This is a genomic window from Actinosynnema pretiosum (assembly GCF_002354875.1).
Taxonomy (GTDB): Bacteria; Actinomycetota; Actinomycetes; order Mycobacteriales; family Pseudonocardiaceae; genus Actinosynnema; species Actinosynnema auranticum.
This window is the reverse complement of record NZ_CP023445.1, coordinates 1437707-1463937: the sequence shown is the minus strand read 5'-3', so window position 1 is coordinate 1463937 and position 26231 is coordinate 1437707. Positions and strand designations below refer to the sequence as shown.

The following is a 26231-nucleotide window of genomic DNA, read 5'->3' as shown; positions in this document are numbered from 1 at the left end:
CCTCCTAGGGTTCCCTCGCTGGAGCCGAGGAGGGGAGTCCGCCGTGCCCGTCACCAGACGCGGTCTGCTGCGCGCCACCGGCATCGCCGGGGCCGCCCTGCTCGTGGGCGGGAGGGCGAGCGCCCGGCCGGGGGCGCGCGGCCCCTGGCTGGACTGGCTGGCCGACAACCGGGAGCGCGTGGCCGCCGTGGTCGACCCCGGCGCCGGTCCCGCCCTCGCGCACCGCCCGCACGCGCCGCAGCCGCTCGGGACCGCGATCGCGCCGCTGCACCTGGCCGCGCACGAGCTGTCGGGCGCGACCGGGCCGGTCCCGGTGGCCGACTGGGACCGCCACCACCTCGGCCTGGACGGCGGCGCGCACGCGTCCGCGCTGGCCGACCTCGGCATCACCTCCACCGACGGCGCGACCGCCGACGACCCGCACCACCCGGTGGACCTGGACGACCTGGCGTCCGCGCTGGTCAGGCGGGGTGACGGCGCGGCGGCGGACCTGCTGCTGCACCGGCTGGGCGAGCCCGCGCTGCGGGCGGCGGCGGTCCGGCTGGGCTGGCCGGACGCCCCGGTGGCCAGCGCCCTGGACCACCGGGTGCGCCTGGTGCTGGGCCGGGACGCGCCGGGGCACCTGACCGATCCGAGGGTGCGGCTGGAGGTGCTCGGCAGGCTCCCGCAGGCCCCGAGCGCGTACGAGGGCCTGCGGCCGTGGGCGCGCACGACGTGGCGCGGCACCGCCGACGGCCTGGGCCGGGCGCACCGGGCGCTGGCCACCGATCCGGGACTCCCGCGCTGCCGCGCCTGGCTGGGGGCCGGGCGGGAGGCGCCTGCGGGCGTGCTGGGCGTCGGCCTCGCGGGCGGCGCGCTGCCGGGCGTGCTCGCGGTGGGCGGGCACGCGCGCTTCGCGGACGGCCGCACGGGCGTCGTGGCGGTCCTGCTGGCGGAGGTGCCGCAGGAGCGGCACGCGGCGGCGCGGGGGTTCGAGGACCTGGTCCTGGGCGCGCTGCTGGACGGCGCGGTGCTCGCCGACCTGCGCGCCGCGCTGGCCTGAGCCAGGCGGGCGCGCACGGGCCGGCGGCGGGCACGCACAGGCCGGCGCCGGGCACGCACAGGCCGGCGCCGGGACCGCACAGGCCGGCGCCGGGACCGCACGGGCCGGCGCCGGGACCGCGCGGGCCCCGGCGGCGGCACGGCGCTCCCGCCGCCGGTCGCGCTCAGCCCCTCAGCTGCGGCGCGATCTCCGCCGCCGCCAGCTCCAGGTGGTCCAGGTCCGCCAGGTCGAGCAGCTGGAGGTACACCCGGCTGACGCCGGTGCGCTCCCGCCACTGCCCGAGCCGGTCCACGACCTCGGCGGGCGTGCCCGCCAGGCCGTTGGCCTTCAGCTCGTCGACGTCGCGCCCGATCGCGGCGGCCCTGCGGGCGACCTCCGCGTCGTCCCGGCCGATCGCCGCGACCAGCGCCGCCGAGCGGGTGATCTCCGCCGGGTCGCGGCCGATGTCGCGGCACGCCTGGTCGACGCGGGCGAACTGCTCGGCCGCGAACTCGACGTCCACGAACGGCAGGTTGAACTCGGTGGCGTGCTTGGCGGCGAGCGCGGGCGTGCGCTTGGCGCCCTTGCCGCCGATCAGCACCGGCACCCGGTCCTGCACGGGCTTGGGCAGCGCCGGGGCGTCGATCAGCCGGTAGTGGTCGCCCTGGAAGGTGTAGTCCTCGCCGACCGGGGTGGCCCACAGGCCGGTGATGATCTCCAGCTGCTCGGCGTACCGGTCGAACCGCTCCCGCACGCTCGGGAACGGGATGCCGTAGGCGGTGTGCTCCTCCTCGTACCACCCGGCGCCGAGGCCGAACTCGACGCGGCCCCCGGACATCTGGTCGACCTGGGCGACGCTGATGGCCAGCGGGCCGGGGTAGCGGAAGGTGGCGGCGGTCATGAGCGTGCCGAGGCGGATGGTCGTGGTGTCGCGGGCCAGGCCCGCGAAGGTGATCCACGGGTCGGTGGGGCCGGGCAGGCCGTCCACCGAGCCCATCTTCAGGTAGTGGTCGGAGCGGAAGAACGCCCCGTACCCTGCGGCTTCGGCGGCGCGGGCGACGCGGAGCAGGTCGTCGTAGCCCGCGCCCTGCTGGGGTTCGGTGAAGATCCGGAGTTCCACCGCACCACGCTAACGACGCGGGCCCCGACCCCGCGATTCGACCACCGCCGGGCGGGCTGTCGCGCCGATCACCACTTCGCACCGCGCCGGACCGCTCGGGCGAACCGCAGGTCAGCGCCCCGCGAGCGCGCACCCCGGCTGCCGCGACCGCACCACCCGACCGGTAGGAAGGCACCTATGGCCAAGTGGACCGAAGTCGACATCCCCGACCAGGCAGGGCGCACCGCGCTGGTGACCGGCGCGAACTCCGGCCTGGGCCTGCGCACCGCCGAGGTGCTGGCCGCCAGGGGCGCCAGGGTGCTGCTGGCCTGCCGCTCCCGCGAGCGCGGCCTGGCCGCCGTCGAGCGGGTCTCCCGGCACGGCGAGGCCGAGCTCGTGCGGCTGGACCTGGGCGAGCTGGCGTCGGTGCGCGCCGCCGCCGAGCGGGTCCTGGAGCTGACCGGCGGCGGGCTGGACCTGCTGGTCAACAACGCGGGCCTGATGGCCCCGCCGCTCGCCCGCACCGCCGACGGGTTCGAGTCGCAGTTCGGCGTCAACCACCTGGGGCACGCCGCGCTGACCTGGCTGCTGGTGCCCGCGCTGCGGGCCCGCGCAGGCGCCCGCGTGGTGACCGTGTCGTCCGTCGCGCACCGGTTGGGCGGGCTGGACCTGGCGGACCCGAACTTCGAGGTGCGCCGCTACGCCCCGTGGGTCGGCTACGGCCAGTCCAAGCTCGCCAACCTGCTGTTCGCGCGGGAGCTGGACCGGCGGCTGAGGCTGTCCGGCGCGGACGTGACCTCCGTCGCTGCGCACCCCGGCGTCTCGCGGACCGAGCTCAGCTCGACCATGGCCAAGGCGCACCGGAACGCGCTGGTCGACTGGGCGGGCAAGATCACCGACGCGCTCTCCCAGTCCCCGGCCGCGGGCGCGTTGCCGCAGCTCTACGCGGCCACCGCGCCACTGGTGACCGGCGGCGGCTACTACGGCCCCGACGGGTTCGGCGGCTTCTGGGGCCACCCGGCGCCCGCGCGGTCGACGGCGGCGGGCCGCGACGGCCTCGCGGCGGCCCGGTTGTGGGACCTGACGGCCGAGTTGACGGGCGTCGCGCCCGACCCCGCGTGACGTAGGGTTGGTGACGTGACCGTCGTACCTGAGGGTCGGAAGCTGCTGCGGCTGGAAGTGCGCAACAGCCAGACGCCGATCGAGAAGAAGCCCTCGTGGATCAAGACCCGCGCGAAGATGGGCCCGGAGTACCGGGACCTGAAGGGTCTGGTCAAACGCGAGGGCCTGCACACGGTCTGCGAGGAGGCCGGGTGCCCCAACATCTACGAGTGCTGGGAAGACCGCGAGGCGACCTTCCTCATCGGCGGTGAGCAGTGCACCCGCCGGTGCGACTTCTGCCAGATCGACACCGGCAAGCCCGCCGACCTCGACCGCGACGAGCCCCGCCGGGTCGCCGAGTCCGTGCAGGCCATGGGCCTGCGCTACTCGACGGTCACGGGCGTGGCCCGCGACGACCTGGCCGACGGCGGCGCGTGGCTGTACGCGGAGACCGTGCGGCAGATCCACGCGCTGAACCCCGGCACCGGCGTCGAGCTGCTGATCCCGGACTTCAACGCGGTGCCCGAGCAGCTGGCCGAGGTGTTCGACTCCCGGCCCGAGGTGCTCGCGCACAACCTGGAGACCGTGCCGCGCATCTTCAAGCGCATCCGCCCGGCGTTCCGCTACGAGCGGTCCCTGGAGGTGATCACCCGCGCCCGCGAGGCCGGTCTGGTCACCAAGTCCAACCTGATCCTGGGCATGGGCGAGACCCCGGAGGAGGTCGCCGAGGCGCTGCGCGACCTGCACGCGGCGGGCTGCGAGATCATCACGATCACGCAGTACCTGCGCCCCTCCCCCCGGCACCACCCGGTCGAGCGCTGGGTGAAGCCGGAGGAGTTCGTGGTGCACAAGGAGACCGCCGAGGAGATCGGCTTCAGCGGCGTCATGGCCGGGCCGCTGGTGCGCTCCTCCTACCGGGCCGGGCGGCTGTACGCCCAGGCCGTGACCAAGCGCGGCGACACCCTCCCGGAGAACCTGGAGCACCTCCTCCAGGCCGGTGACGCCGCGCAGGAGGTCAGCGCGCTGCTCTCGGCTCGCTGAGCACCACGTCGTCCAGCTCCAGCGCGTAGTGCGCGCCGAAGGCGCTGGACGGCGTGTGCACGCCGGGCTCGACGTCCGGCAGCCGCCCGATCGCCCTGACCGCGCTGTCCGCGGTCAGGGCGTACGCGTTCGGGGTGGTGAGCGAGGCCTCGACCCTGGTCCCCCGCGCGTCCCGCACCTCGCCCCACACCTCGCTGCGGCTGGTGTCGCGCGCCGCCGGTGACGGGCCGCCGATCCGCCTGACCAGCGCCTTCGCCACCTGGCGGGCCGGGCGCAGCGCGAGCAGCGGCTGGAAGACGCCGTGGGCCTTCGCGAGCAGCGGCGGGAACGTGGTGAACGTGGTGATGTTCGGGATGCCGGTGGAGCGGTGGGCGGTGCTGACGTCGCCCCAGGGGATCGCGAGCACGTCCCGCGCGCCCGAGCGGAACCCGGCGACCCGGCGGCGGTGCCCGAGCGGCACCGAGCGCAGCTCCCCGTCGACCCGCGCCCTGCCGCCGCCCGCCGCGCCCTCGACGGCGGTGGCGGCGGTGCCCGCGCTGGGGCCGCCGCCGCTCAGGAACGCCAGGTCGAGGTGGGTGGCGCCGGGCAGGGCGTGGTGCAGCAGGGCGGCGATGCAGTCGGTGGGGACGACGTCGAAGCCGACGCCGGGCAGCAGGACCACACCCGCCCGCCTCGCCTCGGCGTCGAGGGCGGCGATGCCCTCGAACACGTCGATCTCGCCGGTGATGTCCAGGTAGTGCGTCCTCGTGCGCAGGCAGGCGTCGACCAGGGGGCGCCAGGTGGCCGAGAACGGCCCCGCGCAGTTCACGACCGCGTCGACCCCGTCCAGGTGCGCCCCCGCGTCGGCGAGGGGGAACACCCGGTGCTCCAGTCCGAGGCGCTGCGCGGCGGCGGCGACCTTGTGGCCGTTCCGCCCCGCGAGCACCGGTCGTTCGCCTCGCGCGACGGCGAGCTCGGCGATGAGCGCCCCGGTGTACCCGTTGGCGCCGTAGACCATCCACGTCATGGCTAGACGCTACCGGCGGTCGTGGGGGCGGAGTTCCGCCTGCGGCGGGTGGGACGGCCGGGAGCTGTGGGGCTGCTGTCGCGGGTTCGGCCGGGGGTTCGGGCTGGGGGTTCGGGCTGCGGGTTCGGGCTCGGCTCCGGCGCGCTCGGGCAACGGTTCGCCCGGACAACGACGCGCGCGGGCAACAGCGTGCTCGGGCGGGTCCGGGTCGGGGCGCTCAGGTGCGGCGGCGCACGAGGAGCGCGCCGACGAGGCCCGCCGCGCCACGGCTGCTGCCGCAGGGCACGTCGAGTCCGGTCGGGCCGCTCGTGGACAGCGGGAGCAGCATGATCAGCAGTCCCGAGAGCACGAACGCCGCGGCGACCGCGGTGAGGTGCTGCCCTGGGCGGCATGGGGCCAAGCTAGGACCTGCCACGCCCCTGCCCAGGGGGATGGCGGGGCCGGGGATCCGGCGGTTCTCCCAAGGGAGTTGGGCGCGTCGGGCGTCGTCAGGGGATTTGAGGGGCCGCCGGGGCGCGCTCCCGCGCCGAGCGGTGGTCGGGGAGCGATGAGCGTTCGAGGGGTGCGCCGCCACGGCCGGACGATGATCACCCAAAGAAATTCCGACTACGCAAGAATCGTTGATCTTCACCCTGACGTTGGATTGATTCGTGAGCTGGTCACGGAAAGCTCAGCAAAACCGCTCCCGAAGGCGTGAACCAGTCCCCCATTAAGGGAAGGGGTCTGGACCATATCGGCTGAACGAGCAGGTCCGGGCCGTTCGGCGCATCGGGTGCACCGCTCAACGAATCGACCCCGTCCATCCCAAGATCGACGGCGGTCGGTGCGCGATGCTCTCCAGCGCGGAATCAGCGCCCGAATGGAACGCGGCCCCCTGCTCGAACAGGAGACCGCGTGGGTCCGACCGCGAACCAGGCCTGACGAGCGAGGACGACAGGAGGACCGGAGTTGAGTCTAGGACCGCGCCCCGGCGAGGGGCCAGTGCTCGACGCGACACGAGCGGGTGGCGCGCGGCGGACCCTGGAAGTGCACCGCCTGGCGCCGACCGCCACGAGGCGCCACGCGCCTTCGGACCCCGCTTCGGCCGCACCGCCCGCGCTCGCGGAGGGTGACGACGAGCGGCTGCCGGGACCGGCGGGCCCGTGGCTGCGCGACGCGCTGTCCCCCGCCGTGCTGCTGGCCCTGTGGGCGCTGGCCACCCTCCTGGTCGCCGCGCTGGCCTGAGCCGCCCCGCCCCGGACCGCGCCCGACGGGGTGCCGCACCATCGGGTGATAGCCGCACGAGCCCCTGAACGCCCCGCCACGCCGCGAACACCCGCCGGGACAGGTCGGCACACCCCCGAGGGGAGCGCCGCGCTCCTGGGGCCGCTGAGCCCACCGCTCCGTTTCTCGGAATCGAGGTCAGCATGCCCTCACAGCAACCTGAGTTACCTCTCAAGTGGCGTTGATTGGGTGCCGTTCCCGTGAAGCACCGTGGGAACGGCACCCGACTCGATCTACCCCATCTATCCGGCAGGTACTGACGCCCTTTGACGTAGCGAGGTCATCTCTCTTCGCCCTCGACGCCGTTGTCCCCTTCAAGGAGTTTGACCAGGTCTTCGAGGGAGAGGTGGTGCTTCATCCCAGCACGACTGTTCTTGCCGAAAGCGATCCCTTCGGCCTCCAGCACAGCGATCTGTTCTTCACGGCTGTGACACCCCATGCTAATGGTGGCCGGGATCGCGCCGTCGCTCTTCAGCACGCGGTGGGCGTTGGGCAGCGCGTACTGCACGAGCCACTTGCTGATAGTCCGACGATGGGTTCCCGACACCTGCGCGATGGTCAGGTAGTTGGTCCACCTGCCACTAGGCACTTCCCGCAGTGCACGGCGCACGGCGGCGAGCTTCGGGCTCTGCGGCTCGTGAGGGATGCTGTCGTCGGGGCCCGGCCATATCTTGATCGCCAGATCGGCCAGTTCCTCACCTCGCTGCCTGATCTCGGCGACACCCCACGTGGACCGCTCAGCGATGTCTAGGTTCATGGCCAAACCGCTGCTCGCCAGGACCCTGCGCTTGGCGTCGAAGGGCTTGTTGGACATCTGGCCGTTGTAGGCCGAGAGGGTGAGATTGCCGAGCGTGTGGACGACAGCCTGGTGCAACTCCTCAACGGTCTCGTAATCGCCCAGATCCTGTGCGAGCCCGCGCCGCCACTCCTCAGTCAACGTCTGCGGCATGACGTGCTCGATAGTGAGCTTCGACTTCTCGAAGTCCACCTGCTCCCCCCGCCCCCAGCCCTCCTCGAAGCAGCGCAGGACGAACTTCTTTTGCCACTCCTTACCTCGCCAATAGAACGGGTGCTCCAGAACCGCCTCGCGCACAGCTTGGTCGCCGGGGAAACGGCTGCGCTGGCGGGTGAGCACTCTGGTGATCGCCTTAGCTGTTGGCACCTCGTCGTCGAACGCCTTCACTAGGTCACCGAGCATCACGTTGTTACCCGCACTGGCCATGCCGACGAGAGCCTGACGGACGAGGTAGCTCTCGACCACCCGGAGAGCGTCCGCCACCTGCTGCGCGTCCAACTGGCCCGCCCGGTAGGAGAGCATGACGCGCAGCGCGATGGGGTGCACCACAGTGGCTCCCCATCGATGCAGCCGGTCGAGCGCTTCACGGACCTGGGGGTTCTCCTCCTCCGTAGGAGCTAGCACAAGCCTGAAGACAGAAGCTTTAGCGTGGAGTTCGACGATCCACTCCTCTACCTGAGCTTCGGTGGCCAATCGCTCCAGGTGCTTCTGCTGCTCCTGGTACAAGGAGCGCCGCACCGCGCGGCTCCCCTTCAGCACCAGGTCGAGCCAAATCAGGTCGACGAGGTCGTCCTTGAGTAAATTCTGCATGGGTAGCCAGTAGGTGGCGTAGATCCGCTCGGAATTCTTCGGCAACCGCATGAACAGGTAGTTGCGCAGCAGATCGGCCTGGGTGAGTTTCAAACCGGTGTTATTCAGGGACTCGAAGATCCGATAGACGTTGTCACCCGCCTGCGCGGAGATCTCCACGAAGGAGAGTTTGCTCACCACGACCTGCTCAAGGCGCTGTAGCTTGTCGTAGCGAACCTCGTCCCCTTCCCGCACGAGTTGCTCCAACTGTCCCAGGAAAAACCTGTAGGAACTTCCAATAGTATCCTCACCGCCAGCCACAGCCTTGCCGTCGACGAGATCCGTCCAGGAGTTGCGGTCCGCCTGGGTCGGCAGCAGGGTGTACCGCTCAGAGCCATTGGCGAACTCGTTGAGCAGGTATTGAACATCGATCTTGCGGGCTAACTGCGGATTCTCCCCCTTCACCAAGTCTCTAATCGCGCACAGCAGGATGCTGAGTGTCGTGATCCGTTGCTGTCCATCCACGACCAACCAGCTCTGCACCCCCGAAGCCGTGTTGGCGTGACTCGGCGCAAGGACGACCGATCCCAAGAAGTGACCGTCCTCGTTGGGCGCGTCGAGCAGCATGACGATGTCCGCCCAGAGCTGAGCCAGATTGTCCCTGGTCCAGCTGTACGTACGCTGGTAAAGAGGGACCACGTAGCACTTGTCCCCCTGGAGCAGATTGCGGGGCACACTCTCGTTCGCACGCATCCGACCTTCTCATCCCCCGTAACCGGCGGGGCCGATCCCCGCAGCATCAACAGGAGGCAAGCATAGCGACGGTCGCCGACAATTCTCAGAGATCACCCGCGACCGCCAGCAACAGCAGCGCCGAACTAGTTGCACCGCACCATCGAAACAAAAATAGTTTGATAATAAATAAACAGATTTTTGCGCACCTAATCGGCGGTAACGTCCTCGCACACGCAAGCCACGTGCCGACACCGATGGCAGGTGCCTCAGGGGGGCGACAGCGGCCCCCAGAAGCCCAGGAAGCCTCGTTCAGCGCACGATCGAGCAGGGGAGCCCGACGGTGCGACAAGAGCGCGCAAAAGAGCTCTCAACGGCTCCGGCAACACCATGGGGCCAGAGCCGGCCGCCAAGCCTGCGGGATGCCGATGTCCACGTGCTCCGCGAACACCCCAGGCCTGCCTTGGCATCTGGGGCTGCGCGACGGGTTTTGGTGGGCGCGACAGGGTTCGAACCTGCGACCGCTCGGGTGTAAACCGAGTGCTCTTCCGCTGAGCTACACGCCCCGGAAGGCCGTCACGCCAGCACGGCGACGGCCTTCTTCCACGACTCCTGGTCCCTGGCCTCGCCCGGCTCGTTGACCTGGGCGAACCGGACGACCCCGGCGGTGTCGATCAGGAAGGTGCCGCGCAGCGCGAACCCGGCCCCCTCGGAGAACACACCATAAGCCCTCGCGACCTCGCCGTGCGGCCAGAAGTCCGAGAGCAGCGGGAACCGGTAGCCCTCCTGCTTGGCCCAGGCCTTCAGGCTGAACGGGGTGTCCACGGACACGCCGATCACCTGCACGCCCGCGGCCTCGTAGTCGGCCAGCTCGTCGCGCACCCGGCACAGCTCGCCGGTGCAGGTTCCGCTGAAGGCGAACGGGTAGAACACCAGCAGCACGCTCTTCGACCCGCGGAAGGACGACAGGGTCACCTTCTGCTTGTTGCTGTCGGCGAGCGTGAAGTCGGGCGCCTCGGCACCGATCTCGATCATGCGGGACCCCTGGGGACGCGACGGGCGGGACCAGGCCCCCGACCGGGGCGACCCGGCCGGGGACAGCGCGAACCCCGGCTCCCCCGCGAGCGGGAGGGCCGGGGTCGGCGCCGGTCAGCGCTTGTTGACCTTGGCGTTCTTCGGCGAGACCAGCCGCACCGCGGTCCAGTCCTCGCTGACGTTGACGTTCGACGTCTGCGCGAGACCCGCCGTCGAGGTGGCCTCGGCGATGTCGCTGGGCTCCACGTGCCCGGAGCGCCCCGTCTTCGGGGTCAGCACCCAGATCACGCCCTCGTCGGCGAGCGGCGAGGTGACGTCGACCAGCGCGTCGACCAGGTCGCCGTCCTCCTCCCGCCACCACAGCAGGACCACGTCCACGACGTCGTCGGCGTCCTCGTCGAGCAGATCGCCGCCGATCCGCTCTTCGACCGCCGCTCGCAGGTCGTCGTCGACGTCCTCGTCCCAGCCGATCTCCTGGACAACGGCGCCCGGTTCGATCCCGAGCTTGTCGGCGACGCCGATCTTGCCTGCGTCTTCCGCGGCGACCACGGTTTCCACTCCTCCAAGTGCGCGACAGCGACGGTCGGGGCTCCGACCGCAGTTCGGCGTCGACCTCCAGGGTCAACTACCGGTCGCGGCTAGCGAACACTGTCACCCGTGCCACGCGCAACCGTAAGAGCCGGGACACGCCGCAGCGGTACCCCCGGATGCGGGACCCGGAAGCCATGAGGCATGCTCTACATACCTCCTATCCGCGCGCGCGCGTGGGACACAATCCGGAAATACTCACCGGTAGCGGTGACGGGACAGTGTCCACGGGGCAACGATGGAGACAGAGACCACGGAACGAGGAGATCCCTTGGCCCCGCAGAACCACGGCACCACTCCCGAGCGGGTGCGCGTCATCAGGGACGGTTTGGCCTCCCACCTCCCGGACATCGACCCGGAGGAGACCTCGGAGTGGCTGGAGTCGTTCGACGCCGCGCTCAAGGGCGGCGGCCAGCAGCGAGCCCGCTATCTGATGCTGCGGCTGCTCGAGCGCGCGAGGGAGTCCCACGTCGGGGTGCCCGCGCTGACCAGCACCGACTACGTGAACACCATCCCCACCGAGCGGGAGCCCTGGTTCCCCGGTGACGAGGAGGTGGAGCGCCGCTACCGCGCCTGGGTGCGCTGGAACGCGGCGATCACGGTGCACCGCGCGCAGCGCCCCGGTGTGGGCGTCGGCGGCCACATCTCGACCTACGCCTCGTCGGCGAGCCTGTACGAGGTGGGCTTCAACCACTTCTTCCGGGGCAAGGACCACCCCGGCGGCGGCGACCAGGTGTTCGTGCAGGGCCACGCCTCCCCCGGCGTCTACGCGCGCGCCTTCCTGGAAGGCCGCCTGACGACCGACCAGCTCGACGGCTTCCGCCAGGAGCACTCGCACGGCGGCCTCGGCAAGGGCCTGCCGTCGTACCCGCACCCGCGGCTCATGCCGGAGTTCTGGGAGTTCCCGACCGTCTCCATGGGCCTCGGCCCGATGAACGCGATCTACCAGGCCCGGTTCAACCGGTACCTCCAGTCCCGCGGCATCAAGGACACCTCGCAGCAGCACGTCTGGGCGTTCCTCGGCGACGGCGAGATGGACGAGCCCGAGTCGCGCGGCCTGCTCCAGCTCGCGGCGAACGAGCAGCTGGACAACCTCACCTTCGTGGTCAACTGCAACCTGCAGCGCCTCGACGGCCCGGTGCGCGGCAACGGCAAGATCATCCAGGAGCTGGAGTCGTTCTTCCGGGGCGCGGGCTGGAACGTCATCAAGGTCATCTGGGGCCGCGAGTGGGACTCGCTGCTGCACGCGGACCGCGACGGCGCGCTGGTCAACCTGATGAACCAGACCCCCGACGGCGACTTCCAGACGTACAAGGCCAATGACGGCGCGTACGTCAAGGAGCACTTCTTCGGCCGCGACCCGCGGACGAAGGAGCTGGTCACGGCCATGTCCGACGACGACGTGTGGAACCTCAAGCGCGGCGGCCACGACTACCGCAAGGTGTTCGCGGCGTACCAGGCGGCGGTCTCGCACAACGGCCAGCCGACCGTGATCCTCGCCAAGACGATCAAGGGCTACGGCCTCGGCGAGCGGTTCGCGGCGCGCAACGCCACGCACCAGATGAAGAAGATGTCCCACGACGACCTGAAGTCGTTCCGGGACAGCCTGCGCATCCCGATCGCGGACAAGGACCTCGACCCGTACCTGCCGCCGTACTACCACCCCGGCAAGGACGCCCCGGAGATCCAGTACCTGCTGGAGCGCCGCAAGCAGCTCGGCGGGTTCGTGCCCGAGCGCCGCAACGCCGCCAAGCCGCTGGTGCTGCCCGGCGACAAGGTCTACGACGTGGTCAAGCGCGGCTCGGGCAAGCAGGAGGTCGCCACGACGATGGCGTTCGTCCGGCTGGTCCGCGACCTCATCAAGGACCCGGAGATCGGCAAGCGGATCGTGCCGATCATCCCGGACGAGGCGCGCACGTTCGGCATGGACTCGATGTTCCCGTCGCAGAAGATCTACAACCCGAACGGGCAGCTCTACACCTCCGTGGACGCCGAGCTGATGCTGGCGTACAAGGAGTCCGAGCAGGGCCAGATCCTGCACGAGGGCATCAACGAGGCGGGCTCGACGGCCTCGTTCACGGCGGTCGGCACCTCGTACGCCACGCACGGCGAGCCGATGATCCCGATCTACATCTTCTACTCGATGTTCGGGTTCCAGCGGACCGGCGACGGGCTGTGGGCGGCGGGCGACCAGATGGCGCGCGGCTTCGTGCTGGGCGCCACCGCGGGCCGCACCACGCTGACCGGCGAGGGCCTGCAGCACGCCGACGGGCACTCGCTGCTGCTCGCGCACACCAACCCGGCGGCGGTCGCCTACGACCCGGCCTGGTCGTTCGAGGTGGCGCACATCGTCAAGGACGGCCTGCGCCGGATGTACGGCGAGGACGCCGAGAACGTCTTCTACTACCTGACGATCTACAACGAGCCGTACCGGCAGCCCGCCGAGCCCGAGGGCCTGGACGTGGACGGCCTGCTCAAGGGCCTGTACCGGTACCAGGCGGCGGGCGAGGGCGAGGGCCCGAGGGCCCAGCTGATCGGCTCGGGCGTCGCGGTGCCGTGGGCGCTCAAGGCCGCGCAGCTGCTGGCCGACGACTGGGGCGTGCGCGCCGACGTGTGGTCGGCGACGTCGTACTCGGAGCTGCGCCGCGAGGCCGTCGAGGTCGACCGGCACAACCTGCTGAACCCCGGCGAGGAGCCGCGCGTCCCGTACGTGACGCGGGTGCTGGGGGACGCGCAGGGCCCGGTCGTGGCGGTGTCGGACTGGATGACGGCGGTGCCGGACCTGATCCGCCCGTACGTGCCGACCGACATGACCACGCTGGGCGCGGACGGCTTCGGCTTCTCCGACACCCGCCCGGCCGCGCGCAGGCACTTCCTGATCGACGCCGAGTCGGTCGTGGTGGCCACCCTGGCCGCGCTGGCCAAGCGCGGCGAGGTGCCGCAGCAGTCCGTCGTGGACGCGGCGCGCAAGTACCGCATCGACGACGTGTCGGCCGCCGGTCCGTCCACCTCGGACGCGGGCCTGGCCTGACCGACCGCGGCGGTCCGGGTCCCGGACCGCCGCGCCCGACCCGCCCCCGAACCGGGCGGCGGGTCGGCCGGGACGAACCGGCGAGAGGCGTTCTCCCCCCGATCGGGGGAGGGCGCCTCTCGTCGTTTCCGCCCCGCGCGGTGTGCTCCAGGTCATAGACTCCGCTCGACTGCTTCGGCGGCTCGCAGTGGACCGGGGGATCGATGGGGACGCCTCAGGAGGCGCTGCACCGCACCATCCTGCTCGTCGACGTCGTGGGCTTCGGGAAGCGGGACGAGCCGGAGCAGCGGGAGGCGCACCGGGCGCTGTACGCCGCGCTGCGGGCCGCTTTCCACGTGGCCGGGGTGGTGTGGTCGGACGAGCCCGACTGGGACGGCACGTACCACGAGGACCGCGGCGACGGGGTCATGGCGCTGCTGCCCTGCACGGTGGTGAAGAGCCGGGCCGTGCGGGTGCTGGTGCCCGCGCTGGCGGGCGAGCTGCGCCGGTACAACCACCTGCTGGCGGACGGGGCGCGGCTGCGGCTGCGCGTCGCGCTGGCGGCGGGCGAGGTCTCGCACGACGGCGAGGGCGCGCAGGGCGAGGCGCTGGTGGGCGCGTTCCGGCTGCTGGACGCCCCGCAGGTGAAGCAGGCGCTGGCCCGCTCGCCGGGCGCGCTGGTGCTGGTGGTGTCGGGCGGCTTCCACCAGACCGTGGTGCGCGGGGACCCGGCGTGCGACGCGATCGCGTTCCGGCCGGTGGACGTGCGCAACAAGGAGTTCCGGGAGACCGCGTGGATCGCGCTGCCGGACACCGGTCCCGCGCCGCCCAGGCACCGCCACCGCAGGCTCGGGCAGCCGCCCGTGCGCGGCCCGTCGGGGCGGGCGGGTCGGCGCCGGAGCTGGCGGCGCGCGCCGAACCGGGTGGCGGGTTGGGGTCGGCGGGCGCTGGGGGCGCGGCTGAGCCGCAGGAACGCCGGGGTGCTGGTGGTCGCGGTGGTGCTGCTGCTGGTCCCGACCGCCTGCCAGGGGCCCCCGGAGGTGGCCGGGTGCGCGCTGCCGGTGCAGCTGAACGTGCTGGCCTCGCGGGAGGTCGTGGACGAGCTGCGGGACCTGGTGGTGAAGTTCGAGGACGGCGAGCGGGCGCCGGGCGAGCTGCGCTGCGCCGGGGTCAGGGTGCACGTGGCGGAGGGGCCGCAGTCGGCCGACGTGGTGCGCGCGCTGGGCGACGGGCTGCCGGTCGGCGGGGGCATCGGCACCAGCGTGCCCGAGCCGCACGTGTGGATCCCCGCGAGCGGGCTGGAGCTGGAGCAGGCGCGGGCGCTGCTGGCCGAGGACGGGTCGCAGAAGGGCCTGAGCCTGCACGCCGACGTGGGCGGCGTGCCGTCGGTGGTGGCGCGGTCGGTGGTGGCGCTGGGGGTGCCGGAGCGGTGGGCGCCGGAGCTGGCCGTGCGCGAGGACTCGCGGCAGGTGTCCTGGCAGTCGCTGCTGGGCGCCGACGGGTGGCGGTTGTTCGGGTTGGAGCCCGCCGTGACCGGGAGCGCGCAGATGGCGACGGTCGCGGCGGTCGGCGGGTGGCTGAACCCGCCGGAGCTGGGGCCCGAGGCCGGGCCGAAGTTGCACCGGATGGCCGCGCGGGTCGGGGCCGAGGTGCCCGGCGGCGCGGGCGGCGGGCTGTGCGGCGAGGTGCGGTCGGTGCTCGTGGCGGCCGAGTCCGAGCTGGCGGACCGGGTGGACGAGTGCGGCGGGCTGGAGGTGTTCTACCCCGAGGGCGGCTCGCTCTGGCTGGACCACCTGTTCGTGGACGTGGTCCGGACGCCCGCGAGCGGGGTGGCGCCGTCGGTCGAGGAGTACCGGGCCACCCCGGTCGGGGAGGCCGCGGCGAAGTTCCGGGGGTTCCTGGTGGGGGACGCGGTCGCGCAGGACCGGTTCAAGCGGTCCGGGCTGCGGGGCGCGGTCGGCGGGGACACCACGACGCGGGGGCTGCGCCCGAGCAGGCCCGCCGCGCTGGCCACCCCGGAGTACGCGGCCCGCGTGCGCGAGGTGTGGGCGCGGGTGCGGAAGGAGACCAGGGTCGCGCTGGTCGTCGCCGACACCTCCGAGCTGGGCGGGCAGGTCGCGGACCAGGTCACCGGGCTGGTGGAGTCGGCGGACGGGGCCGGGCGCGACCGGGTCGAGGTCGTGGTGGACGGGGGGCGACCGCTCCGCGCCCTGGTGGCCGAGCGGGTGGCGCTGGACCGGGCGGCGCAGGTCGTGGTGGTGGCGGGGGCCGGGGACCGGGTGGGGTTCGGGTACGGGCCGGTGTCGGAGCGGGTCGTGGTCGGGGTGGGGGTCGGGGCCGGGGCGTGCGACCCGTCGTCGGAGCTGCGGGCGCTGCTGGACGCCAACGGCCGCAGGTGCCTGCCGCTGGTGGACCGGGCCGGGGTGGTCGCGCTGGTCGACGAGGTCGCGGAGGAGCTGTGGGATGTGGGGTGAGCGGCGGGGGCGGACGGCGCCGGGCGGGCTGCTGCTGTGCGGGCTGCTGCTGGGCGGGGCGCTCGCCGGGTGCGCGGAGCCCGAGGCCGGGTGGGAGGAGCGGAGCGGGCCCATCGTCTTCGCGGACTCCAAGGACACCTCGGTGGACAAGCAGATCACCCGGCTGGTGGAGATGTGGAACCGGTTCAACCCGGACCAGCCGGTGTCGTTCCAGGAGCAGGCGTCCGGCAGCGACGCCTACCGGGCCCAGCTGATCGCCCACTCGCAGCGCAGCAAGCGGGAGGAGGGGGCGCCCTGCTACGACGTGATGGCCATGGACGTGGTGTGGACGGCGGAGTTCGCCGAGGGCGGGTTCCTGGCGGAGGTGTCGGACCGGGACCTCGACCTGTCCGAGTTCCGGCCGGAGTCGCTGCGGGCCGCCCGGTACGCGCGGAGCGAGGAGCTGGGGCGGGCGCGGGACGGGGCGGGCGCGTCGCGGCTGTGGGCGGTGCCGTGGCGGGCCGACGCGGGCCTGCTCTACTACCGGACCGACCTGGTGGCGGAGCCGCCGACGAGCTTCGCGGGGCTGCGGGAGGCGGCGCTGGCGGTGAGCAGGCGGGAGCCGTCGGTGGCCGGGTACGCGGGGCAGTTCCGGAAGGCGTACGAGGGGCTGTCGGTCAACGCGTTCGAGGCGATGTGGGCGTTCGAGGGCGATCCGGTGCCGGTGGACGCGCGGGGCGTGCCGCACCCGGCGCTGGACGCGGGGTCGGCCACGGCGGTGCGGTCGCTGGTGGGCGCGGTGCGCGACGGGTGGCTGCCGCGGTCCACGCTGGACTACGACGAGGACGCGAGCTGGCAGGCGTTCGGGCGGGGCGAGGTGGCGCTGATGCGCAACTGGCCCTACGCGTACGCCCAGCTCACCGCGCCCGACCGGGCGGAGGGGTCGCTGGACCCGGCGCTGATCGGCGTGGCGCCGCTGCCGTGGCAGAGCGCGCTGGGCGGGTGGAACCTCGGGGTGTCGACGTGCACCCGGCACGGGAGGACGGCGCGGGAGTTCGTCCGGTTCCTGACCGACCCGGCGCGGCAGCGGACGCTGCTGGAGCAGGCCGGGTTCGCGCCGACCCGGACCTCGCTGTACGAGGACGGGTCGTTGTGGACCCGGCCGCACCTGAGGGTGCTGCGGGAGGCGCTGGACTCGGCGCGGCCCCGGCCCGCCGTGCCGAACTACGACCTGCTGACGCGGTTGGTGCAGGAGCAGGTCGGCGAGGCGATGCGGGACGGGCGGGCGGTGGACGCGCGGGTCGAGGCGCTGGCGGACGGGCTGACCACCCTGCCCGGCCTGGTCAGACCGGGCTGACGGGGGTGGCGGGGCTGGCGGGGTCGGCGGCGCGGGGCGCGCGGCGGGCCTCGCGGTTCCAGTCGAGGAAGCCCTTGACGACGAGCACGGCGAACACGGTGTAGACGGCGGCGCTGAACCACAGGCCGGAGCGGAGCTGCAGGGGGACGCCGATCGCGTCGACGACCAGCCACACGATCCAGAACTCGACCAGGCCGCGGCCCTGGAGGGCGAACGCGAGCACGGTGCCGACGAAGATCGCCGCGTCGGGCCAGGGCGCCCAGGAGGCGTTGGTGGCGTCGAGCAGGAGCGCGAAGCCGGTGGTGCCGAGGAGGAAGGCGGCGAGCACGGCGACGCGCTCGCGGGTGGAGCCGGTCCGGACGACGACGCCGAGCACCGGGTCGCGGCGGCGGCTCCAGGCCCACCAGCCGTGCAGGGTGATCAGCCCGATGACCACCTGCCGGGCCGCGATGCCGCCGAGGTCGGCCGAGGCGTAGACGGCGAACAGCAGGACGACCGACGCGAGCTGCACCGGCCAGGTGAGCATCGAGCGGCGCTGGGCGAAGAAGACCACGACGAGCGCGAGGACCTGGCCCGCGAACTCGGCGTAGGACACCCGCTGCCCGAACAGCGTGAAACCGTGCTCCAGCAGGACGTGCACCGCTCCTCCATCCCCGTTCCGGGGCATGGCAGGGTCGCGGGACCGCTGCGCACCTCTCATCCGGACTGTGACCGTCGGCCCCGGAATCCCACCGGGTCGGCCGCCTGGCGGCGGTTCGCGGGCTCTCACCGCCGGTTCGGGATTTCACCGAGCCCCGGAGCGCGTGTTCTCCACCCCCGTGAACAGCGGGAAAGGGGGCGGGTGTTCCGCTCCGGCGGGTGATGTGGGGCACGGGTGGGGGGTGGTGGTTGGGGAGTGAGACGGGGCGGCGGACGGGCAGCGGGGCGCGGGGAGCAGGTGGGCTGCTGGGGCGCGGCGGACGGACCACTGGGACGCGGACGAGGCGCGGCGGGCAGGCGGCGGCGAGCGGCGCGGCGAACGGGCCGTTGGGACGCGGACGAGGCGCGGGGGGCGGCGGGGGGCGAACGGCGCGGGGGAACGGGCGGCGCGTGGGCGGCTAACGGGCGGGCGGTGGTTGGCGGGCGGCAGCGGCGGGCGGCAGCGGCGGGCGGCAGCGGCGGGCGGCAGCGGCGGGCGGCGGGCGGCGGGCGGAACACGGTGGGCGGCATCGGGGGTGGGGCGCGGGCGGGGCGGGGTCGCACGGAGTGGGCGCGGTGGGCAGGCGGGTGGCCGCCGACGTGCCCGCAGGACGGCGAGAGGCCGGGAGCGGGGTCTCCACTCCCGGCCTCCACGACCGGCCCGGCCCGAGCGCTCTCGCCGCGCGCGACCCGAGCACCGCCCGACTGGAGCGCTCTCACAGCCCGGCCTGAGCACTACCTGGGCCAGCGCTCTCGACACGCAGTCGAAGCACCGCCCGGCCCAAGGCGCTCCTGCCGCCCGATCCCAGCGTTGCCCCGCCCGACGCTCTCGGTGTGCGGCCCAAGCATTGCCCGGCTCCGCCATTGCCCGGCTCCGCCATTGCCCGGCCCCGCGCTTTCGGCGCGCCGCTCCAGCGTTGCCCGGCCCAGCGCTCTAGCCGACCGATCCCAGCGGTGCCCGGCCCGAGCCGCTCCCGCCGCCTGGCCGAGCGCTTCCGCGCCTTGCCGTTCGCCGTTCGCCGTGCCCGCTCCCGCCTAGATGTTCTCCGTGCCCGGCCTCGGGATGCCCGACGGCGGGGTCGGGGCGTCGGCCGCTCCCCCGCGTTGCCTGATCCCGGCCGTCACCGGCTCCTGCTGCGCGGCCCCCGACGTCATCGCGCCCGACTGGCCCGCGCCCGACTGGCCCGCGCCCGCCCGGTCGTGGCCCGCCCGCTCCTGGGGCGAGGTCCGCTGCTCCTGGGACTGGCGCGGTTGCGGGGTGAGGATCGCCGTCTCCTGCTGCATCCGCTGCAGCGCCGTCTCCCAGCGCTGCTGCATCGGGCGGACCAGGCCGCCGCCGACGCCGACGATGATCACGCCCGCCGCCGTCGCCAGCACCGCGATCAGCACCGGCATGGTCACCGCCACCGCGATGCCCAGCTGGTTCAGCGCCGCGATCGCACCCAGCGCCACGATGAAGCCCTGCGCCGCCCCGCCGAGCAGCTTCGTGTAGCTGCGCGGGCCGATCGCGCCGGTGATCATCGTGCGCAGGGCCCGGCCGATCGCCGACGCCACCAGGACCAGCACCAGCGCCACCACGATGCGCGGCAGGTACGCGATCACGTCGGTCAGCAGGGCGCTCACCGCGTTCTCGGCGCCGAACACGCTGAACGCGAGCTGCAGCGACATCAGCAGCACGAAGTAGTACACCAGCCGCACGATGAGCCCGGACGCGTCGATCGGCGACTGCGCCACCACCCGCCGCATCCCGGCCCGCTCCACGAGCCGCTCGAAGCCGAGCCGCCTCAGCAGGAAGCCCGCTCCCCTGGAGAGCGCTTTGGCGATGAACCAGCCGACGGCGAGCACCAGCAGGAACCCCAGGAGCTTGGGCACGAACGTGGCGACCAGCGCCCACGCCTGCCCGAGCCCGGAGGTGATTTCGGAGCCCATGACGCCTCCTCGCAGTTGCGGATGTGGCCGATCGTTTCGCGACGCCTTTCACCCGGCAACCTGAAGCGGTGCCACGAAAGGGTGACTGACGTGGCTTTTTGCCCGGCTGCGGTCCAGAGTGGAGACACCGGTGGGGACCGGGGAGAGGGGAACGCCCGGCGCGTCGCACGCGCCGGGCGTTCCCATTACCCGCGCCATTCGGCAATTCCACGCGAGCGCTCATTCCGGCGGCGAGCGCGCCGAGGCGAATTCCACCCCCGACCACCACCGGGCGCCCGGCCGCCACCCCACGCCACCCCGGCGCCCGCCACCCCGCGTCACCGCGGTGGCGCGGACCGCCCCTCCCCGGCTCCTACGCTGTCCGCATGACCCGCCCTGAAGGCCCACCGCTGTCGACCGCCACCCTGCGGAACCTGGAACGGGCCTCCGGCGACCTCGCCTCCTCCACCGTCGCGGAGATGGAGCGCAGGCTGCCGTGGTTCCGGCGGATGCCCGCCGACCAGCGCGCGAGCGTGCTCCTGCTGATCCAGAACGGCGTCGCAGGCTTCGTCTCCTGGCTCCAGGACCAGCAGCCCGCCGTCCGGCTCACCGCCGAGGCGTTCCGCTCCGCCCCCAAGGACATCTCCCGCTGGGTGAGCCTGCGCCAGACCGTGGAGCTGGTGCGGATCGCGCTGGAGCTGTTCGAGCAGCGCCTCCCGGTGCTGGCCGCCGACGACGCCGAGCACGCCCACCTGACCGGCGCGGTGCTGCGCTACGGGCGGGAGATCGCGTTCTCCGCCGCCACCTCGTACGCCGCCGCCGCCGAGGCGCGCGGCGCGTGGGACGCCCGGCTGGAGGCGCTGGTCGTGGACGGGGTGGTGCGCGGCGACGCCGAGGAGTCGCTGCTGTCGCGGGCCAGCGCGCTCGGCTGGGAGCCGGGCGCCCCGGCGACCGTGCTGGTCGGCAACCCGCCGTCCGACGACCCGCAGCAGGTGATCTACGAGGTGCGCAGCCGGGCCGCGCGCAGCGGCAGGCAGGTGCTGCTGAGCGTGCAGGGCTCCCGCCTGGTCCTGGTGCTGGGCGGGGACACCGAGGCCGACGACGTGCTCGGGCGCATGGCGCAGGCCTTCGGCGACGGGGCGGTCGTCGCGGGCCCGACCATGCCGAGCATCGCCGAGGCGCACCGCAGCGCCGCCGACGCGCTGTCCGGGCTGCGCGCCGTGGTGGGCTGGCCCGCCGCGCCGCGCCCGGTGCGCTCGCTGGACCTGCTGCCCGAGCGCGCGCTGGCGGGCGACCCGGAGGCCGAGTGGCAGCTGGTGGACCGGATCACCCGGCCGCTGGAGGAGGCGGGCGGGGCGCTGCTGGAGACCGTGGACACGTTCCTGGAGGTCGGCGGCGTGCTGGAGGCGTGCGCCCGCAAGCTGTTCGTGCACCCGAACACGGTGCGCTACCGGCTGCGCAGGGCCACCGAGCTGACCGGGCGCAACGCCAACGACCCGAGGGACGCGCTGGTGCTGCGGATCGCGCTGTCCGTCGGCCGCCTGGCCCGCGCGCGCGGCCTGTGGTGACCGGGGCGCCCGACCGCTACCACACCCCCGACCCGAGCGCGGGGTGACCAAGGACACCCCGACCGATAAGGGTGTTTTGGGCCGACCTCCACAACGCAGCGGACCGTGGACCGGTCGTGTTCCGGACGCCTTTGTAGAGAACCTACAAGCGTTGCCGGGCCTTTTCGTCCGTGCCGACATGCCACCGGAGGCCGGGCACCGTGTTCAGTGAGCCCGTGATCGCGCTGCTCGCCCCCGGACAGGGGTCCCAGACACCCGGAATGCTCACCCCCTGGCTGGATGCCGGGGGCGCCCGTGAGCGGATCGGGGCGTGGTCCGAGCTGACCGGTCTGGACCTGCTGCGGTTGGGCACCGAGGCGGACGCCGAGGAGATCAAGGACACCGCGGTCACCCAGCCGCTGGTCGTGGCACTCGCGCTGCTGGCGTTCGAGCGGCTGACCCGCGAGGTCGAGCTGCCCGCCGACACGATCATCGCCGGGCACTCCGTCGGCGAGCTGGCCGCCGCCGCGATGGCGGGCGCGCTCAGCGCCGACGACGCCGTGCTGCTGGCCTCGGTGCGCGGCGCCGAGATGGCCGCCGCGTGCGCGCTGGCCCCGACCGGCATGGCCGCGGTGCTCGGCGGCGAGCAGGCCGAGGTGCTGGCGCGGCTGGACGAGCTGGGCCTGGTGGGCGCGAACCGCAACGGCGCGGGCCAGGTCGTGGCCGCGGGCCCGCTGGACGCGCTGGAGAAGCTCGTCGCCGAGCCGCCCGGCCGGGCGAAGGTGCGGGCCCTGCAGGTGGCGGGCGCGTTCCACACCGACCACATGAAGCAGGCCGAGGACGCGCTGCGCGTCCGCGCCCAGGACGTCCTCGTGCGGGACCCGGAGCTGCCGCTGCTGTCCAACGCGGACGGCGCGGTCGTCACCGAGGGCCCCGAGGTGCTCCTGCGGCTGATCTCCCAGGTGACCCGCCCCGTGCGGTGGGACGCCTGCCAGGCAACCCTCGCCGAGCGGGGCGTCGGCGCGGTGGTGGAACTGCCGCCCGCGGGCGCGCTGACCGGCCTGGCCAAGCGCGAGCTGAAGGGCACCCCCACGTTGGCCTTGAAGACACCCGACCAGGTCGCCGCGGTGGCCGAGCTCCTGGAGGCCGCGAAGTGACCGCGTTCACCACCACCACGCAGGTCAGCGGCACCCGGATCAGCGGCCTCGGCAGCTCCCAGCCGGACACCGTGGTCTCGAACCACGACCTGGCGCAGTACATGGACACCTCGGACGAGTGGATCCGGGACCGCGTCGGCATCGTGAACCGCCGCTTCGCGGGCCCCGACCTCTCGCTCGCGGACATGGCCGTGGACGCGGGCTCGAAGGCCGTCGCGGACGCGGGCCTGTCCCCGACCGACATCGGCGCCGTGATCGTGGCGACCTGCACCATGCCCTCGCCGATCCCGAACGCGGCGGCGCAGGTCGCCGACCGCATCGGCGTGAAGGCCGCGCCCGCGTTCGACGTGAACGCCGCGTGCGCGGGCTTCTGCTACGCCCTGGCAGCCGCCTCGGACATGGTGCGCGCGGGCAGCGCCAACCACGTCCTGGTGATCGGCGCGGAGAAGCTCACCGACTGGGTGCGCAAGGACGACCGCTCGAACGCGATCATCTTCGCGGACGGCGCGGGCGCCGCGGTCGTGTCCGCGACCGACGAGCCCGCCATCGGCCCGGTGGTGTGGGGCAGCGCGGGCGACATGTCGAACCTGATCGAGATCCCGGACCGGGACTCGTTCATCCACCAGGAGGGCCAGTCGGTGTTCCGCTGGGCCACCACGCGGATCGCGCCGATCGCGCTGCGCGCCGTGGAGGCCGCGGGGCTGACCGCCGCCGACGTGGACGCGCTGGTGCCGCACCAGGCGAACCTGCGGATCGTCGAGGCCATCGCGAAGAAGCTGCGCTCCAGCGGCGCGCGCGAGGACCTGGTCGTGGCGCGGGACATCGTCGAGTCGGGCAACACCTCGTCGGCGTCGATCCCGCTGGCGATCGACCACATGCGGGCGTCGGGCGAGATCAAGAGCGGCGACGTGCTGCTGCTGATCGGCTTCGGCGCGGGCCTGTCCTACGCGGGGCAGCTCGTCCGCTGCCCCTGACCGGGGCCTGGAACGACCCCCCGGACCGGCCCCGAGCGGCGGTCGGTCCGGGTTGGGCAGCACGGCAGGGCACCACGGGCGCAGGCGCGTCCCGTGGCATCGAGGCTTCCGGCGGGGCACCCCGGCCGGTGGACAGTGAACGAAGGGAACCGCAGTGAGCAACGAGGACATCCAGAAGGGTCTCGCCGAGATCGTCGAGGAGGTCGCGGGCGTCACGGCCGCCGAGGTGACCCCCGACAAGTCCTTCGTGGACGACCTGGACATCGACTCGCTGTCCATGGTGGAGATCGCCGTCCAGGCCGAGGACCGCTTCGGCGTCAAGATCCCGGACGACCAGCTGGCCAACCTCAAGACCGTCGGTGACGCGGTTGAGTACATCACCAGCAAGGCATGACCGCTGACATCGACGTCGTCGTCACCGGGCTGGGTGCCACCACCCCGCTCGGTGGCGACGTCGCCTCCACCTGGGAGGGGATGCTCACCGGCCGCAGCGGCGTGTCCGCGATGGTCGGCGGCTTCGTTGAGCAGTACGACCTGCCGGTACGGATCACCGCCCGGCTCGCGGTCGAGCCGACCGAGGTGCTGCCCAGGGTCGAGGCCCGCAGGCTGGACCGCTGCGAGCAGGCGGCGCTGGTGGCCGCCCGGCAGGCGTGGGCGGACGCCGGTCACGACGACGACAGCGTCGACAAGGAGCGCCTCGGGGTCATCATCGGCACCGGCATCGGCGGCGCCCGGACCCTGCTGGAGCAGGACGACCTGATCGAGGAGCACGGGCTGCGGAAGGTCTCGCCGCTGTCCGTGCCGATGCTGATGCCGAACGGCCCGGCCGCCTACGTGGGGCTGGACCTGAAGGCCAGGGCCGGGGTGCACGCCCCGGTGTCCGCGTGCGCGTCGGGCGCGGAGTCGCTGGCCTGGGCCTGGCGGATGATCAAGACCGGTGAGGCGGACGTGGTCGTCGCGGGCGGCACCGAGGCCTGCATCACCGCGGTCACCATGGCCGGGTTCATCCAGGCCAGGACCATGAGCAGCCGCAACGACGACCCCGCTCGGGCCTCCCGGCCGTTCGACGCGAACCGGGACGGCTTCGTGCTCGGCGAGGGCGCGGGCGTCGTGGTGCTGGAGCGCGCGGACTTCGCCAGGGCTCGCGGCGCGAAGATCTACGGCCGCCTGGCGGGCGTGGGGCTCAGCTCGGACGGGCACCACATCACGGCGGCCGACCCCGAGGGCCTCGGGCAGAGCCGGGCGATCTCGGCGGCGCTGCGCACCTCGGGCGTGGCCGCGTCCGACATCGCGCACGTGAACTGCCACGCGACGTCCACCCCGGTGGGCGACGTGATCGAGCCGCAGGCGGTGCGCAGGTCCGTGGGCGACCACGTGCTGCTGACCGCCCCGAAGGGCCACCACGGGCACCTGCTGGGCGCGTCGGGCGCGGTGGAGGCCATCACGACCGTGCTGTCGCTGCGCGACGGCGTGATCCCGCCGACCCTGAACCTGGTGGACCAGGACCCGAAGGTGGATCTGGAGGTCGTGACCGGCGAGCCGCGCAAGATCGACCAGATCGCCGCGGTGAACAACTCGTTCGGGTTCGGCGGGCACAACGCCTCGCTGGTCTTCACCACGGTCTGAGCCGTCGGGTCAGGCGGCCTGCGGGGTCGCCTGACCGGGTTCTCCCCGGCGGGCGGGGAAGTCCGCCGCGGGGGCGTCGCGGGCGGTTCCGGGTTCGCCCGGACTCCGGTCGCGGCGGCGTGGCGCAGGGGCTGCCTCCGGGCGGCCCCTTTCGCCGTTCCGGGGCCTCGCGGTTCCGGGGCCTCGCGGTTCCGGGGCCTCACCGTTCCGGGGCCTCACCGTTCCGGACTTCGCGGTTCCGCGCCGGGAGCGTTCCGGGCGCTTTTCCGGAGAACGCTCCGGGCGACGCCGCGGGGAATTCCGGCTTTCAGCCTCGCGAAAACCCGGCCCACATTTCTGCGGATTCGCGCGCGCATTCCACCGGGTCCGGCGCCGGGCGCCGTCTCAGCAGGGTTCGAACTGCGAGGACTGGCCCTCGGTGCCCACGTCGACGCGCAGCGCGCCGTCCTCGACCTGGAGCGGGTAGACCACCCGCCAGCGCACGCAGCCGACCCGCAGGTCGGCGGGGCCCCAGACCGGGTCCTGGGTGCTGGTGAAGGTGATCATGGCCTTGAGGCGCTGGGGCCCCACGGCCTCCAGGCGGTGCACCAGGATCGTGCCGTCCCTGGTGGTCTCGTAGGGCTTGCGCCAGGCGCTCTCCCCCGGCGTGAGGGCCCGGCGCTGCTCGGTCACGGTGGTGACCCAGTCCTGGAAGTTCCTGGCGTTGATCGAGTCGAAGTGCTTCTGCAGCAGCTCCACGACCCGCGCGCCGTCCGGGTGCTTGGACACGTCGGTGGTCAGCAGGACCTTGGAGTCGCCCGGCTGCTCGGACGGGGCGAGCGAGGTCGGCGCGCCCGACGCGGCGTCCACGACCTGCTCGACCGGGGGCGGGGTCTGGCGCTTGTAGGCGTCGCGGGCGATCACCCCCGCGCCCGCCGCCGAGGCCATGACCAGGAGCACCACCGGGAGCAGCACGCGCGCGGACACCCCCAGAGCCTCCCACAGCCGCCTCCCGCGCCCCGCGCCGGGCGGCGGACCCCGGCGCGGGCGCCCGGACCCCATTCTTGCGGT

Annotated in this window: 21 protein-coding genes, 1 tRNA gene and 1 riboswitch; of the genes, 12 read left to right on the top strand and 10 right to left on the bottom strand. The window is 73.2% G+C overall.

Annotation, left to right across the window (positions count from 1 at the left end):
* Positions 1-43: 43 nt before the first annotated feature.
* On the top strand, positions 44-1042 hold the full coding sequence (locus CNX65_RS06640) for a serine hydrolase (protein ID WP_096491972.1): 999 nt from the start codon (positions 44-46) through the stop codon (positions 1040-1042).
* 163 nt (positions 1043-1205) lie between these two features.
* Here CNX65_RS06640 and CNX65_RS06635 read toward each other — a convergent pair whose 3' ends face one another.
* A complete protein-coding gene (locus tag CNX65_RS06635; RefSeq protein ID WP_096491971.1) occupies positions 1206-2141 on the bottom strand; it encodes an LLM class F420-dependent oxidoreductase in 936 nt (311 codons plus the stop codon).
* Positions 2142-2318: 177 nt separating this feature from the next.
* On the opposite strand from CNX65_RS06635, the gene CNX65_RS06630 reads away from it, so the two are divergent.
* Positions 2319-3242, top strand: a complete 924-nt coding sequence (locus CNX65_RS06630; RefSeq protein WP_096491970.1) for an oxidoreductase — start codon at positions 2319-2321, stop codon at positions 3240-3242.
* 15 nt (positions 3243-3257) lie between these two features.
* The gene (gene lipA / locus CNX65_RS06625; protein WP_096491969.1) at positions 3258-4262 is read left to right on the top strand and encodes a lipoyl synthase; all 1005 of its coding nucleotides are present in this window, start codon (positions 3258-3260) and stop codon (positions 4260-4262) included.
* Here lipA and CNX65_RS06620 read toward each other — a convergent pair.
* The gene (locus CNX65_RS06620; RefSeq protein WP_096491968.1) at positions 4237-5268 is read right to left on the bottom strand and encodes a saccharopine dehydrogenase family protein; all 1032 of its coding nucleotides are present in this window, start codon (positions 5266-5268) and stop codon (positions 4237-4239) included. The genes lipA and CNX65_RS06620 overlap by 26 nt on opposite strands.
* A 217-nt stretch (positions 5269-5485) precedes the next feature.
* On the bottom strand, positions 5486-5668 hold the full coding sequence (locus CNX65_RS06615; RefSeq protein WP_096491967.1) for a hypothetical protein: 183 nt from the start codon (positions 5666-5668) through the stop codon (positions 5486-5488).
* Positions 5669-6294: 626 nt separating this feature from the next.
* On the opposite strand from CNX65_RS06615, the gene CNX65_RS06610 reads away from it, so the two are divergent.
* A complete protein-coding gene (locus tag CNX65_RS06610) occupies positions 6295-6492 on the top strand; it encodes a hypothetical protein (protein ID WP_096491966.1) in 198 nt (65 codons plus the stop codon).
* A gap of 319 nt (positions 6493-6811) precedes the next feature.
* On the opposite strand, the gene CNX65_RS06605 is transcribed toward CNX65_RS06610, so the two are convergent.
* The 4 genes from CNX65_RS06605 to CNX65_RS06590 form a co-directional block, all read right to left on the bottom strand.
* The gene (locus CNX65_RS06605) at positions 6812-8869 is read right to left on the bottom strand and encodes a GmrSD restriction endonuclease domain-containing protein (protein ID WP_096491965.1); all 2058 of its coding nucleotides are present in this window, start codon (positions 8867-8869) and stop codon (positions 6812-6814) included.
* A 470-nt stretch (positions 8870-9339) separates the two neighbouring features.
* Positions 9340-9414 (bottom strand) — tRNA-Val (locus CNX65_RS06600).
* A gap of 10 nt (positions 9415-9424) precedes the next feature.
* Complete coding sequence (locus CNX65_RS06595; RefSeq protein WP_096491964.1) at positions 9425-9883, bottom strand: peroxiredoxin; 459 nt, start codon at positions 9881-9883, stop codon at positions 9425-9427.
* A 114-nt stretch (positions 9884-9997) separates the two neighbouring features.
* Positions 9998-10432 carry a DUF3052 domain-containing protein gene (locus tag CNX65_RS06590; RefSeq protein ID WP_096491963.1) on the bottom strand — a complete coding sequence of 145 codons (435 nt, stop codon included), beginning with the start codon at positions 10430-10432 and terminating at the stop codon, positions 9998-10000.
* Between the two features lie 310 nt (positions 10433-10742).
* Here CNX65_RS06590 and aceE point away from each other — a divergent pair, with 310 nt between their 5' ends.
* The 3 genes from aceE to CNX65_RS06575 all read left to right on the top strand — a co-directional run bounded on the left by aceE (position 10743) and on the right by CNX65_RS06575 (position 17291).
* Positions 10743-13502, top strand: coding sequence for a pyruvate dehydrogenase (acetyl-transferring), homodimeric type (aceE, locus tag CNX65_RS06585; RefSeq protein WP_096491962.1), 2760 nt, complete (start codon positions 10743-10745; stop codon positions 13500-13502).
* Between the two features lie 203 nt (positions 13503-13705).
* Positions 13706-15955, top strand: coding sequence for a hypothetical protein (locus CNX65_RS06580; RefSeq protein WP_096491961.1), 2250 nt, complete (start codon positions 13706-13708; stop codon positions 15953-15955).
* On the top strand, positions 15945-17291 hold the full coding sequence (locus CNX65_RS06575) for an extracellular solute-binding protein (RefSeq protein WP_096491960.1): 1347 nt from the start codon (positions 15945-15947) through the stop codon (positions 17289-17291). Before CNX65_RS06580 ends, CNX65_RS06575 begins: the two co-directional genes overlap by 11 nt.
* Here the strand turns inward: CNX65_RS06575 and pnuC are convergent.
* Both pnuC and CNX65_RS06565 read right to left on the bottom strand, forming a co-directional pair.
* The gene (gene pnuC / locus CNX65_RS06570) at positions 17278-17931 is read right to left on the bottom strand and encodes a nicotinamide riboside transporter PnuC (protein ID WP_096491959.1); all 654 of its coding nucleotides are present in this window, start codon (positions 17929-17931) and stop codon (positions 17278-17280) included. The two genes, CNX65_RS06575 and pnuC, sit on opposite strands and share 14 nt — an antisense overlap.
* A 44-nt stretch (positions 17932-17975) precedes the next feature.
* Positions 17976-18097: riboswitch (FMN riboswitch) on the bottom strand.
* 907 nt (positions 18098-19004) lie between these two features.
* Complete coding sequence (locus tag CNX65_RS06565) at positions 19005-19898, bottom strand: mechanosensitive ion channel family protein (protein WP_096491958.1); 894 nt, start codon at positions 19896-19898, stop codon at positions 19005-19007.
* A 365-nt stretch (positions 19899-20263) separates the two neighbouring features.
* On the opposite strand from CNX65_RS06565, the gene CNX65_RS06560 reads away from it, so the two are divergent.
* From CNX65_RS06560 to CNX65_RS06540, 5 genes are all read left to right on the top strand, one after another.
* Entirely contained in the window at positions 20264-21445 is a 1182-nt protein-coding gene (locus CNX65_RS06560; RefSeq protein ID WP_096491957.1) for a PucR family transcriptional regulator, read from the top strand.
* A 200-nt stretch (positions 21446-21645) separates the two neighbouring features.
* Positions 21646-22581: an ACP S-malonyltransferase gene (locus tag CNX65_RS06555; protein ID WP_269770688.1), complete on the top strand. Its 936-nt coding sequence runs from the start codon at positions 21646-21648 to the stop codon at positions 22579-22581.
* Positions 22578-23555 (top strand): beta-ketoacyl-ACP synthase III, encoded by a 978-nt coding sequence (locus CNX65_RS06550; RefSeq protein WP_096491956.1) that lies wholly within the window; start codon positions 22578-22580, stop codon positions 23553-23555. The genes CNX65_RS06555 and CNX65_RS06550 overlap by 4 nt, the downstream gene beginning before the upstream one ends.
* A 154-nt stretch (positions 23556-23709) precedes the next feature.
* Complete coding sequence (locus CNX65_RS06545; RefSeq protein ID WP_015800167.1) at positions 23710-23949, top strand: acyl carrier protein; 240 nt, start codon at positions 23710-23712, stop codon at positions 23947-23949.
* A complete protein-coding gene (locus tag CNX65_RS06540) occupies positions 23946-25181 on the top strand; it encodes a beta-ketoacyl-[acyl-carrier-protein] synthase family protein (protein ID WP_096491955.1) in 1236 nt (411 codons plus the stop codon). Before CNX65_RS06545 ends, CNX65_RS06540 begins: the two co-directional genes overlap by 4 nt.
* Before the next feature lie 384 nt (positions 25182-25565).
* On the opposite strand, the gene CNX65_RS06535 is transcribed toward CNX65_RS06540, so the two are convergent.
* Positions 25566-26147: a hypothetical protein gene (locus CNX65_RS06535; RefSeq protein ID WP_096491954.1), complete on the bottom strand. Its 582-nt coding sequence runs from the start codon at positions 26145-26147 to the stop codon at positions 25566-25568.
* Positions 26148-26231: the final 84 nt, after the last annotated feature.

What these genes read in the sequence shown, in the direction of transcription:
- CNX65_RS06580 (WP_096491961.1), top strand. Translation starts at nt 13,706, where the DNA reads ATGGGGACGCCTCAGGAGGCGCTGCACCGCACCATCCTGCTCGTCGAC.
- CNX65_RS06595 (WP_096491964.1), bottom strand. Translation starts at nt 9,883, where the DNA reads ATGATCGAGATCGGTGCCGAGGCGCCCGACTTCACGCTCGCCGACAGC.
- CNX65_RS06540 (WP_096491955.1), top strand. Translation starts at nt 23,946, where the DNA reads ATGACCGCTGACATCGACGTCGTCGTCACCGGGCTGGGTGCCACCACC.
- CNX65_RS06630 (WP_096491970.1), top strand. Translation starts at nt 2,319, where the DNA reads ATGGCCAAGTGGACCGAAGTCGACATCCCCGACCAGGCAGGGCGCACC.
- CNX65_RS06620 (WP_096491968.1), bottom strand. Translation starts at nt 5,268, where the DNA reads ATGACGTGGATGGTCTACGGCGCCAACGGGTACACCGGGGCGCTCATC.
- CNX65_RS06565 (WP_096491958.1), bottom strand. Translation starts at nt 19,898, where the DNA reads ATGGGCTCCGAAATCACCTCCGGGCTCGGGCAGGCGTGGGCGCTGGTC.
- CNX65_RS06605 (WP_096491965.1), bottom strand. Translation starts at nt 8,869, where the DNA reads ATGCGTGCGAACGAGAGTGTGCCCCGCAATCTGCTCCAGGGGGACAAG.
- CNX65_RS06560 (WP_096491957.1), top strand. Translation starts at nt 20,264, where the DNA reads ATGACCCGCCCTGAAGGCCCACCGCTGTCGACCGCCACCCTGCGGAAC.
- CNX65_RS06575 (WP_096491960.1), top strand. Translation starts at nt 15,945, where the DNA reads ATGTGGGGTGAGCGGCGGGGGCGGACGGCGCCGGGCGGGCTGCTGCTG.